15 protein-coding genes and 1 pseudogene are annotated in these 15969 nt (G+C 69.8%); 9 read left to right on the top strand and 7 right to left on the bottom strand.

All coding sequences use genetic code 11. The features are described from left to right. The first annotated feature begins 83 nt into the window (after positions 1–83). A complete protein-coding gene (locus ACUKCB_RS06850) occupies positions 84–1058 on the top strand; it encodes an aldo/keto reductase (protein ID WP_473039643.1) in 975 nt (324 codons plus the stop codon). A 428-nt stretch (positions 1059–1486) separates the two neighbouring features. Here the strand turns inward: ACUKCB_RS06850 and ACUKCB_RS06855 are convergent, their stop codons facing one another. Further along, complete coding sequence (locus ACUKCB_RS06855; RefSeq protein ID WP_473039644.1) at positions 1487–1858, bottom strand: hypothetical protein; 372 nt, start codon at positions 1856–1858, stop codon at positions 1487–1489. A gap of 1267 nt (positions 1859–3125) precedes the next feature. Here ACUKCB_RS06855 and ACUKCB_RS06860 point away from each other — a divergent pair. Beyond that, positions 3126–3293, top strand: a pseudogene (locus ACUKCB_RS06860) (IS481 family transposase); the annotation flags it as partial. A gap of 103 nt (positions 3294–3396) precedes the next feature. On the opposite strand, the gene gdhA reads toward ACUKCB_RS06860, so the two are convergent. Further along, on the bottom strand, positions 3397–4764 hold the full coding sequence (gene gdhA / locus ACUKCB_RS06865) for an NADP-specific glutamate dehydrogenase (RefSeq protein WP_473039645.1): 1368 nt from the start codon (positions 4762–4764) through the stop codon (positions 3397–3399). Positions 4765–4951: 187 nt separating this feature from the next. Continuing rightward, complete coding sequence (locus ACUKCB_RS06870; protein WP_473039646.1) at positions 4952–6247, bottom strand: FAD-dependent oxidoreductase; 1296 nt, start codon at positions 6245–6247, stop codon at positions 4952–4954. 173 nt (positions 6248–6420) lie between these two features. Here ACUKCB_RS06870 and ACUKCB_RS06875 point away from each other — a divergent pair, with 173 nt between their 5' ends. Both ACUKCB_RS06875 and ACUKCB_RS06880 read left to right on the top strand, forming a co-directional pair. Then, on the top strand, positions 6421–7017 hold the full coding sequence (locus ACUKCB_RS06875) for a TetR/AcrR family transcriptional regulator (protein ID WP_473039647.1): 597 nt from the start codon (positions 6421–6423) through the stop codon (positions 7015–7017). Positions 7018–7273: 256 nt separating this feature from the next. Next, positions 7274–7768 (top strand): hypothetical protein, encoded by a 495-nt coding sequence (locus ACUKCB_RS06880; protein WP_473039648.1) that lies wholly within the window; start codon positions 7274–7276, stop codon positions 7766–7768. A gap of 12 nt (positions 7769–7780) precedes the next feature. Here ACUKCB_RS06880 and ACUKCB_RS06885 read toward each other — a convergent pair whose 3' ends face one another. Then, positions 7781–8341, bottom strand: a complete 561-nt coding sequence (locus tag ACUKCB_RS06885; protein WP_473039649.1) for a helix-turn-helix domain-containing protein — start codon at positions 8339–8341, stop codon at positions 7781–7783. 41 nt (positions 8342–8382) lie between these two features. Between ACUKCB_RS06885 and ACUKCB_RS06890 the strand changes: the two genes are divergently transcribed. Together ACUKCB_RS06890 and ACUKCB_RS06895 are read left to right on the top strand one after the other, a co-directional pair. Continuing rightward, positions 8383–8901 carry a GNAT family N-acetyltransferase gene (locus tag ACUKCB_RS06890; protein ID WP_473039650.1) on the top strand — a complete coding sequence of 173 codons (519 nt, stop codon included), beginning with the start codon at positions 8383–8385 and terminating at the stop codon, positions 8899–8901. Positions 8902–9014: 113 nt separating this feature from the next. Further along, positions 9015–10034: an EamA family transporter gene (locus ACUKCB_RS06895; protein ID WP_473039651.1), complete on the top strand. Its 1020-nt coding sequence runs from the start codon at positions 9015–9017 to the stop codon at positions 10032–10034. A gap of 38 nt (positions 10035–10072) precedes the next feature. Here the strand turns inward: ACUKCB_RS06895 and ACUKCB_RS06900 are convergent, their stop codons facing one another. Continuing rightward, on the bottom strand, positions 10073–11002 hold the full coding sequence (locus tag ACUKCB_RS06900) for a ribonuclease Z (RefSeq protein ID WP_473039652.1): 930 nt from the start codon (positions 11000–11002) through the stop codon (positions 10073–10075). 120 nt (positions 11003–11122) lie between these two features. Beyond that, positions 11123–11884 (bottom strand): MBL fold metallo-hydrolase, encoded by a 762-nt coding sequence (locus ACUKCB_RS06905; RefSeq protein ID WP_473039653.1) that lies wholly within the window; start codon positions 11882–11884, stop codon positions 11123–11125. Positions 11885–12157: 273 nt separating this feature from the next. Here ACUKCB_RS06905 and ACUKCB_RS06910 point away from each other — a divergent pair, with 273 nt between their 5' ends. The 3 genes from ACUKCB_RS06910 (at position 12158) to ACUKCB_RS06920 (ending at position 15176) form a co-directional block, all read left to right on the top strand. After that, positions 12158–13162: a pirin family protein gene (locus tag ACUKCB_RS06910; RefSeq protein WP_473039654.1), complete on the top strand. Its 1005-nt coding sequence runs from the start codon at positions 12158–12160 to the stop codon at positions 13160–13162. Between the two features lie 284 nt (positions 13163–13446). Beyond that, entirely contained in the window at positions 13447–15063 is a 1617-nt protein-coding gene (locus ACUKCB_RS06915; RefSeq protein WP_473039655.1) for a sodium-dependent transporter, read from the top strand. Continuing rightward, positions 15063–15176, top strand: a complete 114-nt coding sequence (locus ACUKCB_RS06920) for a methionine/alanine import family NSS transporter small subunit (RefSeq protein ID WP_191269921.1) — start codon at positions 15063–15065, stop codon at positions 15174–15176. The genes ACUKCB_RS06915 and ACUKCB_RS06920 overlap by 1 nt, the downstream gene beginning before the upstream one ends. A 104-nt stretch (positions 15177–15280) precedes the next feature. Here ACUKCB_RS06920 and ACUKCB_RS06925 read toward each other — a convergent pair whose 3' ends face one another. Beyond that, on the bottom strand, positions 15281–15823 hold the full coding sequence (locus ACUKCB_RS06925) for a type 1 glutamine amidotransferase domain-containing protein (protein ID WP_473039656.1): 543 nt from the start codon (positions 15821–15823) through the stop codon (positions 15281–15283). Positions 15824–15969: the final 146 nt, after the last annotated feature.

A 15969-nucleotide genomic window follows, 5' to 3' on the forward strand; every position in this document is an offset into this window, starting at 1 on the left:
TGGCGGCTCCTGGCCCGCCTCGAACGCGGTCCGGGGCCAAAGGCCCGGCTGGGAGCGATTCCAGAGGGCCTAGGATCACGTGCATGGACACACGTGTACTCGGTACCATCGCCGACGTCGGCGCCGTGGGCTTCGGTGCCTGGCAGATCGGCTCCGCCTGGGGCGAGGTCAGCGAACCAGACGCCATGAGCGCCCTGCGCACGGCGGTGGAGGAGGGCGTCACCTTCGTCGACACCGCTGACGTCTACGGCGACGGGCGCAGCGAACGGCTCGTCGGGCAGCTCCTCAAGGAGCACCCACATCTGACCGTGGCCACCAAGATGGGTCGTCGCATGGCCCAGGAGCCCGCCCACTACAACTCGGGCAACTTCCGGGCCTGGAACGACGACTCACGTCGCAACCTGGGTGTGGACACCATCGACCTCGTCCAGTTGCACTGCCCGCCTTCGACCGTCATCGACAGCGACGCGGTCTTCGACGACCTGGACGCCATGGTCGACGAGGGCCGCATACGCGCCTACGGGGTGTCGGTCGAGACCTGCGACCAGGCCCTGGCCGCCATCGCCCGACCGAACCTGGCAAGCGTCCAGATCATCCTCAACGCCTTCCGCCACAAGCCCCTGGAGCGCGTTCTGCCCGCCGCCAGGGCTGCCGGGGTCGGTGTCATCGCGCGAGTCCCCCTGGCCAGCGGTCTGCTGTCGGGCAAGTTCACCGCCGAGAGCCGGTTCGGTCAGGACGACCACCGCAGCTTCAACCGCCACGGTGAGGCCTTCGACCGCGGCGAGACCTTCTCGGGCATCGACTACGAGACCGGGCTGGAGGCCGTGGAGCGACTGCGCCCGCTGGTCCCCGAGGGCGCCACCATGGCCCAGTTCGCGCTGCGCTGGATCCTGGACCAGGACGGGGTGAGCGTGGTCATCCCGGGCGCCCGCAACGCCGAGCAGGCCCGCGGCAACGCCGCCGCCGCGCAGTTGCCCCCGCTGGACGCCAAGACCCACGCGCAGGTGCGCGAGGTCTACGACGAGCTCATCCGCCCCCAGGTCCACCACCTGTGGTGAGCTGATCCCTGCTTCACCCGGGGCGCGGGCCCCACGCCCGGGCCAGGGCCGACAGAACGCATCGGCCCCGGCCCGGGTCAGGGGCGAACCAGGTAAGCCCGAAGTGGTAACGGAGGCTCTCCTGCGGTGACCGAGGAGCGGTCTTACCGCACCAGAAAGAGCATTTACCTGAGGTCGATAACAGTCGATACCGGAGCGAACCAGGATGGATCGCTAGACCACTAGGAAACCCCGGATTGGTCTACCTCTTGACCTGTGGAAACACTGCCCCATTATCGCTTGCCGGCGTACTTGGGCCGCCCCTGGCGTAGAATCAGCCGCTTACACAGCACGACCGTGCACCGCTCCCCTGTCGCCACCAGGGCTTGGTCCCTGCCGCTGACCCACTTATCGGAGGTCAGAAGCGACATCCGGGCGGGGGTAGCAGCTCAATCGTTGAAGACCGTGATCTTCCCGACGTTGTCGTTCAACGTGGAGTCCAGCGTCGGCGTGGGCAGGTTGTAGGTGCGAGCGTAGGTGTTGCTCTGGGAAACGAAGTCAGCAGTGTCGCACGTCTGCGTACCCTGCGCCGAGGAAACGCGGTTGCCCCACTCCCAGAAGAAGCTCGTGCTGAGGTGCAACTCATAGCCGGCGCTGTCGCACGGACCCGCGCTTCCGTAGATGTCGGTGGAGGACCCCTCGTATCCGGCATCTTCGTACAGGGTGATCAGAAGGTCGCTCGACGACACTGCGGGGCTCGCGAGCGCGTTGATTTCCCCGCGGGCCTGGTTGTCAGTTGGAGCACAGGCGGCTTCCAGCACCGGTGAGGCCCCGCCGTTCTCAGCGGGGCCGACGAGGACGGCACAGTGCTCAACCGCAGGCCCGAAGAGGGAGGAGGCTTCCTGGGGGGGCGGTCTCGGCGTGGGCGGAGGATGTGATGAGCAAGCCGGTCACCATGAGTCCGGTCAGGGTGGTGGCCGCGAGGGGCTTCTTCAAGCGCATGGAGCTCCAGTTGTGTAGTGGCTGCGGATTCATCCGCGTTCCCTGCTGCCGCGAAGGACGCGATGATCTTGGCAGTACCCTTTGTAGGAAACTTTCATTCTGGCTTGGAATCAAGAAAGTAAACTCCTTTGTGCGCCCTCCGACTCCCTGCCGCAGCCGATGGAGCGGCCTCTCAGGCGTCACGGCCCGGCTCTCCCGGGTGCCCGGCAGGCAACAACTAGCCCGCGAGTAGCCTCCTGATCGGCGTTCAACCCGACTTCCGGTGGAAGAACCGCCCTTGATCCGGTCATCCGAAAGGCCAAGGCGTGATCTCAGCTTTCGTTTCAGATGACCACCGTGCGTCGGACCCCAGTAGCGAGCATCGCGTGGGTACGGTGACGGCCGTCATGGTGCTGCATCCGCCCTCCTGGGGCGCTGACCTCGATCCCCGGCCCGGACGCAAGCAGGCACTTCACAGCCTCGCGCAGGAAGGCCGACCACCGCTGAGCTTGGGCTCAGTTCCCGCCGGTGAGGACTGGTGCAACCAGCAACTCGCCCGCGACCTCGCCTTCTCCACCATCGACAGCCGCCACAAGGAAGTGAAGGCGTCACCCGCCGGGCCGACACCTTCCCTGGGTCTGGTCAGCGCAAATGCGCGACGAATGGCTCGACGACCTGCGGGGGGTCCTACGGGGTCTGAAGCACTCCGCCCTGCGCGGCTGCTCCGAAGCCGTCCGCGCGTTCTCCGCCTACCTCACCGACCGACCCCGCTTGCGGACGGCTCACCGAGTGCGGGAACCGCTTCGCGACGCACCCGGTCCAGACCGCCCACGAGTGGAACACCGCCGTCCAACTGCAAGAACCCGAGTCCGACCCGGACAAGGGCGCCTTCACCCGCTCCGAGCTGGTGGCGTTCCTCGATTACGTCAAGGGGCGTCTCCTGTGCGTCCCACTGGGTAAGTACAGCGCTCAGCTCAGCGAGTTTTACGCGGTAGAACTCCTCCGGCAACCGGGGGTGCCGATCCGTGTGTCGGCTCGAACGCAATCGTCCGCTTCCCTGTGTTGGAGCCATTCGGGTCCAGTTCCACCTCACGCTGGGCCGACCGCTACCGCACCCTGGCCGACGAATGGGCCTACGCCCGCCCCTACCGGTCCGAGATCGAGCGCCGGGAGGCGTTCACGGGATGGTTGCACCACTAAAATCACCACCGGTTCCACACCGCGATCGGTGGCCCTCCCGCCTCCCGCGTTCCTAACCTCTCAGGTCAGTACAACAGTCCCGCACCCGTCTGCAATGACCGGCCCGAGCGTGGTCGGGGCGGCCTCGGGAAGCCCTCTCCGGCTTCCCGAGGCCGCCCCTCACGACCTGCTCCACGCCCTAGATGAGCCCCTGGGCCAGCATCGCGTCGGCGACCATCTCGAATCCGGCCACGTTGGCGCCCAGCACGTAGTCGCCCCTGGCGCCGTGCCGCTCCGCGGCCTCCTCGCAGCGGTCGTGGATCCCGGCCATCGTCTCGGCCAGCTCCGACTCCGCGTGCTCGAAGGACCACGAGGTGCGGCGCGCGTTCTGCCGCATCTCCAGCACGCTGGTGGCCACACCGCCGGCGTTGGCCGCCTTGCCGGGTGCGAACAGCACTCCGGCGTCCCGGAGGACCTTGACCGCCTCGGGGGTGGTGGGCATGTTCGCGCCCTCGGCCACCGCCAGCACACCGTTGTCCACCAGGGTCCGGGCCGCCTCGGCTCCCAACTCGTTCTGGGTGGCCGAAGGCAGCGCGACCTCGCACGGAACGTCCCACACGCTGCCGCCCTCGACGAACTTCGCGTCGCCGCGCCGCTGCGCGTAGTCGCTGATCCGTGCACGCTCGACCTCCTTGACCTGCTTGAGCAGGTCGAGGTCGATGCCCTTGTCATCCACCACGTAGCCGGTGGAGTCGGAACAGGCGACCACGGTGGCGCCCAACTGCTGGGCCTTCTCCACCGCGTAGATCGCCACGTTGCCCGACCCCGACACCACCACGCGCATGCCGTCCAGATCACGGCCGTTGCGCTCCAGCATCCGCTGGGTGAACAGCACCGCTCCGTACCCCGTGGCCTCGGTACGGACCGCCGAACCACCCCAGTCCAGGCCCTTGCCGGTGATGACCCCGGCCTCCCAGCGGTTGCTCAGCCGCCGGTACTGTCCGAACAGGTAGCCGATCTCGCGGGTGCCCACCCCGATGTCGCCGGCGGGGATGTCGGTGTACTCACCCAGGTGGCGGTGCAACTCGGTCATGAAGGACTGGCAGAAGCGTTCGATCTCCGTGGCCGAGCGCCCCTTGGGGTCGAAGTCGCTGCCGCCCTTGCCGCCGCCGATGCCCATCCCGGTGAGCGCGTTCTTGAAGATCTGCTCGAAACCCAGGAACTTGACCACCCCGAGGTTGACGCTGGGGTGAAAGCGCAACCCGCCCTTGTAGGGGCCGAGCGCGCTGTTGAACTCCACCCGGAAACCCCGGTTGACGTGGACCCTGCCCTGGTCGTCACGCCACGGCACCCGGAAGATGATCTGGCGTTCGGGCTCACAGAGACGTTCCAGGACGCGCTCGGTGGCGTACTCGGGGTGTCGGGACAGGGCGGGCGAGAGGCTGTCGAGTACCTCCAGGACAGCCTGCTGGAACTCCGGCTCGTCGGGGTTGCGGCGCGCTACGTGCTCGTAGGCGCTGCGGACTCCCGGGTGGTGGTCCTCCCGGTCGCCATTGGAAAACGGCATGCGTGTGTGTTCCCTTCTCACCGCTGGAACGGGCAGCCCGCACGCCGTTGTGTCGGGAACCTCGATCGTCTGGAAGCAGGCGGGGCACCGCCCCAGGGCCCTTACAGGTGGCGGCCGCCGCTCGTGTTGCCAGTGTATTGCCCCGGTGTAAACACGCCCGTTGGGCCCGAGCCCGTCCACGGTCTCCTCAGGGGCGGGCGGGGTTCTCCTGCTGTGCCGTGCGGCGAGCCCACACGGGCACCCTTTCCGGCCGCGGACCGATTCCGATGAAGGCCGCGGGCAGCGCGGTCAGGGCGGGGGCGCGGCGGACCAGGGCGAGGAGCCCGCGGGGCGGTCCGGTCACTTCGCCGTTGAGCGCGGCAGCGATGACGCGGGCGTGCGCGAAGCGTTGCATGGCCTGGACGGCGACCGTGGGAAAGGTGCGGCGCCGCTGCACCCGAGCGAGGAAGCGCCTGCCCCCCGAACTCGTCAGGGCTCCGCGGACCAGGGGGCGGGCGAGCAGGCGGGCCGCGGCGACGGCGTCCTGCACGGCGAGGTTGATGCCCACACCACCGACCGGTGACATGGCGTGAGCGGCGTCGCCGATGCACAGCACACCGGGTGCGTGCCAGCGCCGCAGACGGTCCATGCGCACGTCGAGGTGTTTGACGTCGTCCATCGACGCGATCCCCGAGACGTCCTCGGCCAGTTCGGGCATCATCGAGGCGGTTTCGGCGCGGAGGGCCTGCACACCCCGCGCGCGCAGTGTCGCATCGGTCCCCTTCCGGCCTATGTACGCGACCTGTGCGTAGCCTTCGCGCGGAATGGTCACGATCACCCGCCCCTTCGCCATGCGCGGCAGCAGTGATTCGGCCAGTCGGCGGGGGGTCGGTACGCGGTACCACCAGACGTCGAAGTCCACGGGGAACTCCTTGCTGGGCAGGTCGACGGCGCGCCGCACCGCCGACCACCGTCCGTCGCAGGCGACGACCAGGTCGGCGTGGAGTCGGCCCGGACCTTCCGGGGAGTCGTAGTCGACGCCGCTCACCCGGCCGCCCTCGCGGACGACACCGGTCACCTCGTGCTCGGTGCGCAGCGTGAACGTCGGTTCCGTGCCGGCCGCTTCGGCCAGCAGGTTCAGCAGGTCCCACTGCGGGACCATGGCGATGTAGGGGTGGCGCAGCGGCAGCCGTCCGAAGTCGGCGACCGGAACCTGCCGTCCGTCGGGGAAGGTGAAGGCGGCCCGCTTCAGGTGGGACTGCGGCAGGGCGTCGAAGCGATCGAAGAGGCCGAGGTCGTCCAGCAGGGCCAGGGTCGTGGGGTGGACGGTGTCGCCGCGAAAGTCCCGCAGGAAGTCCGCGTGCTTTTCGAGCACCGTGACCCGGACTCCGGCACGGGCGAGCAGGAGCCCCAGGACGAGCCCGGCCGGCCCGCCGCCCACCACGGCACAGGTCGTCCTGGACGTTCCGACGGAGGCGGAGGAGGCCTCGGATGTGTCGGCCATGACGGTTTCCTCTCGGTTCGGAGTGAGGGACGGCCGCAGGGCACCGGCGGCGCGTGGACCTCACTGTCCGAAGCCTTCCCCGCTGTTGGTGCCGCGCAGTCTCCTTTCCCCTTCATCATCAACTCAACAACTGATGATGTCAACAGTTGATGATGTCCGGGTAGACTGCGACCATGAGGAACGGTGAGCGCACGGGCAGGCCTGCTGGCAGCAAAGGCGGAAACAAGGAGCGGATCCTGGAGGCCGCGCGCGCGGAATTCGCCGCCAAGGGCTTCCGCGGCACGACGATGCGCTCGATCGCGACCAGGGTCGGCCTCGACGTCGCTCTGCTCTCGCACTACTTCGGCAACAAGGAAGGCCTGTTCGCCGCCACCATGGAACTGCCCGAGGAAGCTCGGGACGTACTCACCGAGGCCCTGTCCGGTCCCCTCGAGACCCAGGGCGAGCGCCTCACCCGCGGCTACCTGGGCCTGTGGGAGAACCCTGCCACCGGACCGCAGATGCAGGCCCTGGCCCGGTCGGTGCTGGGAAACGAGACCGCCGCCGAACGCATGCGCACCCTGATCACCGGCACGATCACCGGACCGGGCGTCACCCCCCTCATCACGGATCGGCAGAGCGGGTTCGCCCTCGCCATGACCCAGCTCGTCGGTGTGGCCTTCGCCCGGCACCTCGTCCGCATCCCGCAACTGGCCGAGACCGACTTCGAAACGCTCGTCGCGCGTACCGCGCCAGCCGTCCAACTCCACCTGGGCGCCGCCGACGACTGAGGAGCGAGGCACGAGTCCCCAGGGCGGGGGTGCCTGTCCGCACCTGCCTCAGGAGCCGTCGGGGACGGCCAACGGCACGAACCGGTGTGAGCGCACCCGAGGCGCCGGGCCCCGGCCGCGTGCACGACCGAGTGGTTGAGCGGCAGGCTGGAGGGGGCGAGAGCACCTTCGCGGTACAGGAACGGGGCTTCTTCGGTGCCGAGGGGGATGGTGCGTCGTACCCGCGGGTTTTCGCGCAGCTTCAGGAGCCGACACCATGACCACCAACTCCCGTAGCGGGGACCGGGACCGGGACCGGCCGCTGAGCGGCGGCATGATGAACACCGTCATCCGCCGCGGTGACCGGGTCCTGCGCACGGCCCCGCCCCAGGCCCCCGTACTGCAGGCCTTCCTGGCGGCCCTGACCGAAAGCGGGTTCGGGGGCGCTCCCCGCCCGTTGGCCCTGCACGGCGACGGCACCGAGGAGCTCACCTTCGTCGAGGGCGACGTGGCCGTTCCGCCCTTCCCGGACTGGTCCGCCCGGGACTGGGTGGTGACCGCCTCGGCCCGCCTGCTCCTACCCGAGACCATCGACCAGTACGACGAGGCCTCCCAGGCCTTCGTCAAGGACATGGTCGATCAGGGCAAACCCCTGTTCGCCCAGGAGGTGGAACGGGTGGGCGGATGGGCCGAGTGGGAGCGCCGCAGGGAACGCCGCAGCGCCTGGCTGTCGCAACAGCGACCCGCCTTCCTGGCGGCCCTGACCGGGTAACCCGGGTCCGCCCTAACCCCGCCGGGTGATGGCCACCAGGTAGCGACAGGGACTCCCGGTCGGGTTGCGGTACTCACAGGGCGCCGGCGGGCCGAGCTGGAGGCAGTCCCCCCGGTCCAGGAGGTGCTCCTCCGAACCCTCACCGAAGGCGAGCGTGCCCTCCAGTACCCAGATCTGGTGGTGGGTGAAGCTGTAGGACTCGGCCGGGTAGGCCACCCGTGCCCCGGGGGGAAGTTCGACCTCGACCAGCTCGAGCGGTCCGCCGGAAGTGGGTGAGACCGCGCGGCGACGGTAACCGGTCTCGGGGTCGCTCCAGGTGGGTTGTTCGTCCAGCCGGGCCAGACGGCGGTCGCCCTGTTCGGCCCGGGCGATCAGTTCGGACAGGGTGATGCCCAGGGCCCCGGACAGGCGGCCCAGCAGGGAGGCGGTGGGCTGGGCGTCCCCGTTCTCGATCCGGCTGATCATGGCGCGGGAGACCCCGGAGAGTTCGGCCAGGGCGGCGCCGCTCAGACCGCGGTCCCGGCGCAGGGTCTGCAGGGTCACGGCGAGGGCGGGGCCCAGTTCGTCGCTCATGCGTTCACCATAGTGGACATAATCGCTTACCATGTTCAACTATGGATTCCCTGCTGACGCGCCCCGGTATCCGCGACGCCACCGTCGCCGACGCGGCGGCGTGCGCGGCCCTCTACGCGCCCTACGTCACCGATACCGCCATCACCTTCGAACTCACCCCGCCCTCGCCCGAGCAGATGGCCGAACGCATCACCGCGGCCCAGCGCGAGCACGCGTGGATCGTCCTGGAGGACGAGGAGGGGGTGGCCGGTTACGCCTACGGCGGCACCTTCCGCGCCCGCTCCGCCTACCGGTGGACCTGTGAGGTAAGCGTCTACCTGCAACGGGGGCGGCACCGCCGCGGCGCGGGCCGGGCCCTGTACGCAGAACTCCTGCCCCGCCTGGCCGAACGGGGCATGCGCACCGCCATCGCCTGCATGACCCTGCCCAACGACGCCAGCCAGGGCCTGCACCGGGCCATGGGGTTCGAGGACGTGGGCATCATGCGGCGGGTGGGACACAAACACGGCACCTGGCACGACGTGGCCTGGGCCCAGTTGGAGCTCGGCCCCACCGGCTGAACCCCGGCCCGCCCCCCGGCGGTCGGGTCCGCTCCTCACCTCCTCCGCGCGGATCGTCCCCCCTGGGCTCCACGCGATTCCTTCCTTCTCCCAATACCCCCCTGGAGCGTCCCGTGTCCGCGCACACCGCCCGCCACCGCCCCTCGGGTCTGGCCTTCGCGCTCGCCTCCGCCCTGGCCTTCGGCGGGGCCGGGGTCTTCGCCCGCCCCCTGCTGGACGCGGGCATGGACTCCCTGCACGTGACCTGGCTGCGGTTGGCCGTCGCCGCACTGATCCTGTTCCCGGTCGCGATCCGGCACCGCCGCATCGTCCGGCGCAGACCGCTGCTGCTCCTGGCCTACGGGGTCTTCCCCATGGCCGGTGTCCAGGCCCTGTACTTCGCCGCCGTCGCCCGCATCCCGGTGGGGATCGCACTGCTCCTGGAGTTCCTCGGCCCGGTGCTGGTCCTGCTGTGGGTACGGGTGGTGCGCCGCCACCGGGTCTCCCCCGCCGCGATGGCGGGCGTGGTCCTGGCCGTGGCCGGGCTCGGCCTCCTGCTGGAGGTCTGGGCGGGGATGCGCCTGGACGCGATCGGTGTCGGCCTGGCCCTGGGGGCCGCAGCCGCCCAGGCCACGTTCTTCCTGCTCGGCGACGCCATGGGAGAGGACACCGACCCCCTTGCGGTGATCGCCTTCGGCGCCCTGGTCGCCACGGTCCTGCTGGGCGTGCTCGCTCGCCCCTGGACCCTGCCGTGGGGTCTGCTCGCCGAACCGCTTCCGCTGGGCGGCGTCCCCCTGCCGGGCTGGGGCGTCGCGCTGTGGCTTGGGCTGGTGTGCACCGCCCTGGCCTACTTCGTCGGGGTCTCGGCGATCAGGCGACTGTCCCCCCAGGTCGCCGGAGGCGTGGCCTACCTGGAGGTGGTCACCGCGATCGTGCTGGCCTGGGTGCTGCTCGGCGAGGCGCTCACACCGGTGCAGCTCCTCGGCGCAGCGGTCATCGTGACCGGAGCCTTCATCGCCCAGACCGCCGTACCCGCCTCGCCGGCCGCCGCCTCCGCGACCCACCCGGAGCCGGCCGCGGAGAGGGCGGGCGCCCCTGCCCGGACCGAGCCGCGCGGGCCCGACGAGGACCGCACCGCCCCGGAACGTTCCTGAGGTGCCCGCCTGATCCGTTTCGAACAGTACATCCCAGTTCAGCGCCGCGCGGGCAGCGGAATCCGGTCCAGGTCGGCGGCCAACACCACCGACCCCTCGAACTCCTCACCCGCCTGGGCCACGAAACGCTCCTCCTCGTCCTCCTCGTAGCGCTCCGACAGGTGGGTCAGCACCAGCAGGCGCACACCCGCCTGTGCGGCGATCCTGCCGGCCTGCCGTGCGGTCAGGTGCCCGTACCGCTCGGCCAACTCCTCCTCGGAGTCCAGGTAGGTGGACTCGATGACCAACATGTCCGCTCCCCGGGCCAGCTCCACCGCCTGGGCGCACACCCCGGTGTCCATGACGAACGCGAACACCTGCCCGGGCCTGGGCTCCGCGCAGTCGGCCAGGTCCACCACCCGCCCGTCCCCCAGCACCAGCGCCCCCTCACGCAACAGGCGGGAGACGTCGGGACCGCGCACCCCGAAGTGCTCAAGCCGCTCGGGCAGCATCCGCCACCCGTCCGGTTCGGTCAGCCGGTACCCGTAGGCGGGCAGCGAATGGCGCAGCGGCAGCGCCGTCACGGTGAAGGGCTCCTCCTCCCCCAGCGGGCAACTACCCGATCCGCCCACCGGCTGGGGGAGGATCACGTCGGTGTCGTGGAAGGACGTGGCGTGACGCAACCGGCGCCAGTACTCCTCGCCGGCGCCGGGGTAGGCCACCCGCACCGTGTGCGGCACCCGGTCACGGGAGATGCGCTGGATCGTGCCGGGCAGACCGAGGCTGTGGTCACCGTGGAAGTGCGTCACACAGATCCTGGTGATGTCGCCGGCGGCCAGCCCGGCGAAGCGCATCTGCCGCTGCGTGCCCTCCCCGGGATCGAACAGCACCCCCTGGTCACCCCAGCGCAGGAAGTATCCGTTGTGGTTGCGCCGACGGGTGGGCACCGCGCTGGAGGTTCCCAGGATGACGAGTTCGCGTACCGACATGGGGTGCATTGTCCCACCACAGCGCACCCCTGGGGGGCCCACGGCGAAGGGCGCCCCGACCTGGTGCCCGCCCGGGGCCGGCCGGGTCTGCGCAGACCCGGCCGGCCCCGGGCGGTCCGCTCAGCGCACCCCCGTGGAGCGGGCCCGCACGGCCGCCAGGCGTGGCCCCTCGGCGAAAGGGTCGCCGTGTCCGGGCAGTACCAGCGTGTGCTCGGGCAGCGCGGCCAGCCTGTCCAGCGACTCCAGGGCCAGCACGGAGTCGTGCGTGGACATCCGGCTCACCACCCGGGGCCCCACACAACCGGTGGTGGGATCGTCGGTGACCAGGGCGTCACCGCTGAACACCACGCCGCGGTCCTCGAAGAGCACCAGGGAACTGCCCGGGGTGTGTCCCGGAACCGACAGCACCCGGGGCGCTCCCGGCACCTCGTCCAGTACCTGGTCGTGGCCGAAGGTGGTGTACTCACGCACCCGCGCCGAACTGAAGGCCCCCGCGTACCCCAACCGCATCAGCGTCTGAACGGCACTGGGGCGGCGCACCAGGTAGGAGAACATCGGGCGTTCGGGTCGGGCGTGGATCACCGAACTGGTGGGACCGTCGTCCAGGATCGGTGCGTCGGCCTCGTGCACCCACACCCGGGCCCCGGCCTTGTCCCGGGCGCGCTCGGCCAACCCGGTGTGGTCGGGGTGGGCGTGGGTGAGCACCACGGCACGCAGTCTGCCACCCACCCAGGCGACCGTGTCCAGGAAACGGCCGCTGTGGGCGGGCAGCCCCGCATCGACCATGACCAGTCCGTCGGCGGTCTCCACCAGGTAGAAGTTCACGAGGTGGTCGCCGAGCCGGTGTACACCCGGGGCGACCTCGGAGGGGACATGGCTCATGGCTGCCTCCCGGTGAACCGTGTGTGAGCATCCGACATGGATCCTCAACCCACTTCTACCCACGAATGTCCCTTCGGCCCCTCCCGACCCGCGGGAAACACCGGTCCCGTCCTCCAAGCGAGGGCACCGTCCGCACCGGGGTGGGCACACCCGTGCGGGTCCGAGGCCTGTCCGGTCGCACCGGACAAGGGCACATGCGCCGGTGGCCGGAGACCGCCCAGCAGGGCACGCCGGTCCGGGACTGCCGCGGCCGACTGGGTTAGCGTCAACCACGTGAGCAACGTAGAGCCCCATCCCACCGAACAGCGGGTCTGCGGAGGCGAGGTCGACCGGACCGGCCCCGAACCCGACACCGAACTCCTCGAATCCCGCGAAGTCCCCCTGGGTGGACCGCGCGCGATGCTGGTCCACCGCGTCCTGCCCGGCAAGAACCGCCGCATGATCGGCGCCTGGTGCTTCGCCGACGTCTACGGGCCCACCGACGTCACCGTCGGGGCGGGCATGCAGGTGCCGCCCCACCCCCACATCGGACTGCAGACCGTGAGCTGGCTGGTCCAGGGCACCGTCCACCACCTGGACGGCCTGGGTTCGGACCAGATGGTCCGCCCCGGCCAGCTCAACCTGATGACCGCCGGGCACGGCATCGTCCACTCCGAACGCACCCCTTCCGCTGCTCCCGGTCTGCTCCACGGCGCACAGCTGTGGGTGGCCCTGCCCGCGGACACACGTGAGGGCGCCGCCCACTTCGAGCACCACGCCGACCTACCGGAGTTCACCGTGCCGGGAGCGCGGGTCACGGTGATCATGGGAGAACTGGACGGGCACCGCTCACCCGCGCACACCCACACGCCCCTGTTGGGGGCGGAGATCATCGTGGAGGCGGGCCAGAGCGTGCACCTTCCGGTCGATCCCGCCTTCGAGCACGGCCTGCTGCCCCTGGACGGTCCCGTCCGAGCGCACGGGCACCGGGTCGTGCCCGGCTCCCTGCTCTACCTGGGCAGCGGGCGGGAGGGCGTACGGGTGCACGCCGACGAACGCACCCACCTGCTTCTCCTGGGCGGGGAGCCCTTCAGCGAGGACCTGGTGATGTGGTGGAACTTCGTGGGCCGCGACCACGAAGAGATCGTGCGCGCCCGCGCCCAGTGGGAGGAACAACGCGACGGTCGGACCGGGGGAACGCGCTTCGCCCCCGTGACGGCGGACGGTGGCGAAGCACTGCCCGCGCCGGAACTGCCCAACGCCCGGCTGCGCCCCAGACCGCGACACCGCGAAGCCTGACAGCCTCCGGGAGGGCCGTATCCCGTCGGTCCCGGCGCGCGTGGCGGGACCGGCCCCGCCGAGGTCGCCACGCGCGCTGCCCCAGCCGTACTGAAAGCGTCCGGTAAGCCCGCCTTGACAGCTTTCGCAACCGCCTCCCCCTCTCTTGGGGGCTAGACAAACCAGAACCAAAGGCGCTCATCACAAAGACATCCAGCCCACAGGCCAGGCTCCACCATGCTCAGAGGGCCAAATCCTGCTAACGTGCGGATCGCGAACTACGGGATGATTTAGGAGACCTGAACATGGGGCAACAGCCTCGCGAGCAGTGGGGAACGCGCGCGGGATTCCTCATGGCCGCGATCGGATCGGCCATCGGACTGGGCAACATCTGGCGATTCCCCTACATCGCCTACGAAAACGGGGGCGGAGCCTTTCTCCTGCCCTACCTCATCGCCCTGCTGACCGCGGGCATCCCGCTACTCATCCTCGAGTACAGCATCGGCCACCGGTACCGCTCCTCGGCTCCGCTCTCCTACCGGCGCATCTCCCGACCGGCAGAGGCGATCGGCTGGTGGCAGGTGGCGATCTGCTTCGTCATCGCGAGCTACTACGCCGTCATCGTCGCCTGGGCCGTGCGCTACGCCTGGTTCTCCGTCGGCCAGCAGTGGGGCGATGACCCGGACGCGTTCTTCTTCAACGACTTCCTCCAGGTCGGCGACGAACCCGGAATGATCTCCGGCTTCGTCGCCGGCGTGGCCTGGCCCCTGGTGGCCGTCTGGGCGATCGTCCTGATCGTGCTGGCCCTGGGCGTGCGCAAGGGTATCGAGAAGACCACCAGGATCTTCATCCCCATGCTGGTCGTGCTCTTCGTGCTGCTGGTCATCCAGGCGCTCACCCTGGACGGTGCCGCCGCGGGCCTGAACACCCTGTTCACCCCGGACTGGAGCAAGATGCTCGACGGCGGGGTGTGGATCGCGGCCTACGGACAGATCTTCTTCTCACTGTCCATCGGGTTCGCCATCATGGTCACCTACGCCTCCTACCTGCGCCGCAAGGCCAACCTGACCGGATCGGCGATGGTCGCGGGCCTGGCCAACAGCTCCTTCGAGCTCCTGGCCGGTATCGGTGTCTTCGCCGCGCTGGGCTTCATGGCCACCGCCGCGGGAACGAGTGTCGACGAGGTCGCCACCTCCGGGATCGGGCTGGCCTTCGTCGCCTTCCCGCAGATCATCTCCACACTGCCGCTGGGCGGGACGCTCTTCGGGGTGGTGTTCTTCGTCTGCCTGGTCATCGCCGGTCTCACCTCACTGATCAGCATCGTCCAGGTGATCATCTCGGCGGTGCAGGACCGCACCGGACTGGGCCGCGTCCAGACCGTGCTGCTGGTGGGCGGCGCCACCGCGCTCGCCTCCATCCTGCTCTTCCCCACACCCGAGGGCCTGTACATCCTCGACGCCGCGGACCGCTTCATCAACCAGTACGGCATCGCCCTGGCCGGTCTGGTGATGGTCCTGGTGTTCGGCTGGATCCTGCGCAGGCTGCCGCTGTTCGAGAAGCACGCCAACGCCGTCTCCTCGATCCGCCTGGGCTGGTGGTGGAAGATCGCCCTGGGCGGGATCACCCCGGTCCTGCTGGGCTTCATGATGTGGGACAGCCTGCGCACCGAGCTGACGACCAACTACGAGGGCTACCCGGAGAGCTTCCTGCTGGTCGCGGGCTGGGGCGTGGCCATCGGCGCGATCGTCTTCGGCATCGTCATCTCCTGCCTTCCCTGGCGGCGCGCCGACGCCATCGCCCGCATGGACGCCGAACGCGCCGCCCAGGGGGACGGTCGGACCCCGGTCGAACTGGACGAGCCCGACAGGATCGCGCCCCTGGGCCGTCCCACCGAGGACACAGACAAGGAAGGGGACCGCTGATGTCCGCCAGCGCCATCACCATGATGGTCATCTCCATGGTCGTGCTGTGGGGCGGCCTGGTGGCCGCCATCCTCCACCTGCGCAACCATCCCGACGAACCCGAGTCGCAGTAGCCGGTCGGGGAACACCAACCACACCGAGGGGGTCGCGGACACGTGTCCGCGACCCCCTTTCGCGGTCCCCGGCCAGGCCCGGGCCGATCCGTCCGCGGGAGGAATCAGCCGGCGAACTCCCGCACGATCCGCTCGCAGAACGCCGGAAGATCGTTCGGGTTGCGGCTGGTGGTGAGCCCGTGGTCGGTGACGACCTCCTCCTCCACCACCACGCCCCCGGCGTTGCGGATGTCGGTACGGATGCTGGGGTAGGAGGTCAGGGTGCGTCCGCGCACCACGTCGGCCTCGACCAGGATCCACGGGCCGTGGCAGATCGCCGCGACCGGCTTGCCCCGGGCCACGAAATCGCGCACGAACCGCACCGCGTCGCCGTCGGAACGCAGGTTGTCCGGGTTGACGGTGCCGCCCGGGACCACGAGCGCGTCGTAGTCGTCGACACCGACCTTGGACACCTCCCGGTCCACCGTGAACTGGTCGGCAGGTTCGATGTCCCCGTTCATCGCCTGGATCCGGCCGTCGTGCAACGAGACCAGTTCCACGTCGGCGCCCTGATCGACCAGCGCCTGCCTCGGTTGGACCAGCTCCACCTGTTCGACCCCGTCGGCGGCCAGAACCGCCACGCGGCGTCCGGTGAGTGTGTCAGCCATGACGTTCCCCCTCACGTACTGCGGCGTTGTTCTCGGGTACCGGGCGCCCCTCCGAGACAAGCCCCGTACCGCGTTGGCCGCCCTACCCGCCCAGGTGTGACCGCTCACCTGCCCGGCGCCCCGAATGTGGGCAAACGTGCCGATCA

The sequence above is a fragment of the Nocardiopsis moroccensis genome, from assembly GCF_055763695.1.

Coding starts and splice junctions, on each gene's coding strand:
- ACUKCB_RS06905 (WP_473039653.1), bottom strand. CDS start 11,884: ATGAGCCATGTCCCCTCCGAGGTCGCCCCGGGTGTACACCGGCTCGGC.
- ACUKCB_RS06880 (WP_473039648.1), top strand. CDS start 7,274: ATGACCACCAACTCCCGTAGCGGGGACCGGGACCGGGACCGGCCGCTG.
- ACUKCB_RS06885 (WP_473039649.1), bottom strand. CDS start 8,341: ATGAGCGACGAACTGGGCCCCGCCCTCGCCGTGACCCTGCAGACCCTG.
- ACUKCB_RS06925 (WP_473039656.1), bottom strand. CDS start 15,823: ATGGCTGACACACTCACCGGACGCCGCGTGGCGGTTCTGGCCGCCGAC.
- ACUKCB_RS06875 (WP_473039647.1), top strand. CDS start 6,421: ATGAGGAACGGTGAGCGCACGGGCAGGCCTGCTGGCAGCAAAGGCGGA.
- ACUKCB_RS06920 (WP_191269921.1), top strand. CDS start 15,063: ATGTCCGCCAGCGCCATCACCATGATGGTCATCTCCATGGTCGTGCTG.
- ACUKCB_RS06890 (WP_473039650.1), top strand. CDS start 8,383: ATGGATTCCCTGCTGACGCGCCCCGGTATCCGCGACGCCACCGTCGCC.
- ACUKCB_RS06870 (WP_473039646.1), bottom strand. CDS start 6,247: ATGGCCGACACATCCGAGGCCTCCTCCGCCTCCGTCGGAACGTCCAGG.
- gdhA (WP_473039645.1), bottom strand. CDS start 4,764: ATGCCGTTTTCCAATGGCGACCGGGAGGACCACCACCCGGGAGTCCGC.
- ACUKCB_RS06900 (WP_473039652.1), bottom strand. CDS start 11,002: ATGTCGGTACGCGAACTCGTCATCCTGGGAACCTCCAGCGCGGTGCCC.
- ACUKCB_RS06915 (WP_473039655.1), top strand. CDS start 13,447: ATGGGGCAACAGCCTCGCGAGCAGTGGGGAACGCGCGCGGGATTCCTC.
- ACUKCB_RS06850 (WP_473039643.1), top strand. CDS start 84: ATGGACACACGTGTACTCGGTACCATCGCCGACGTCGGCGCCGTGGGC.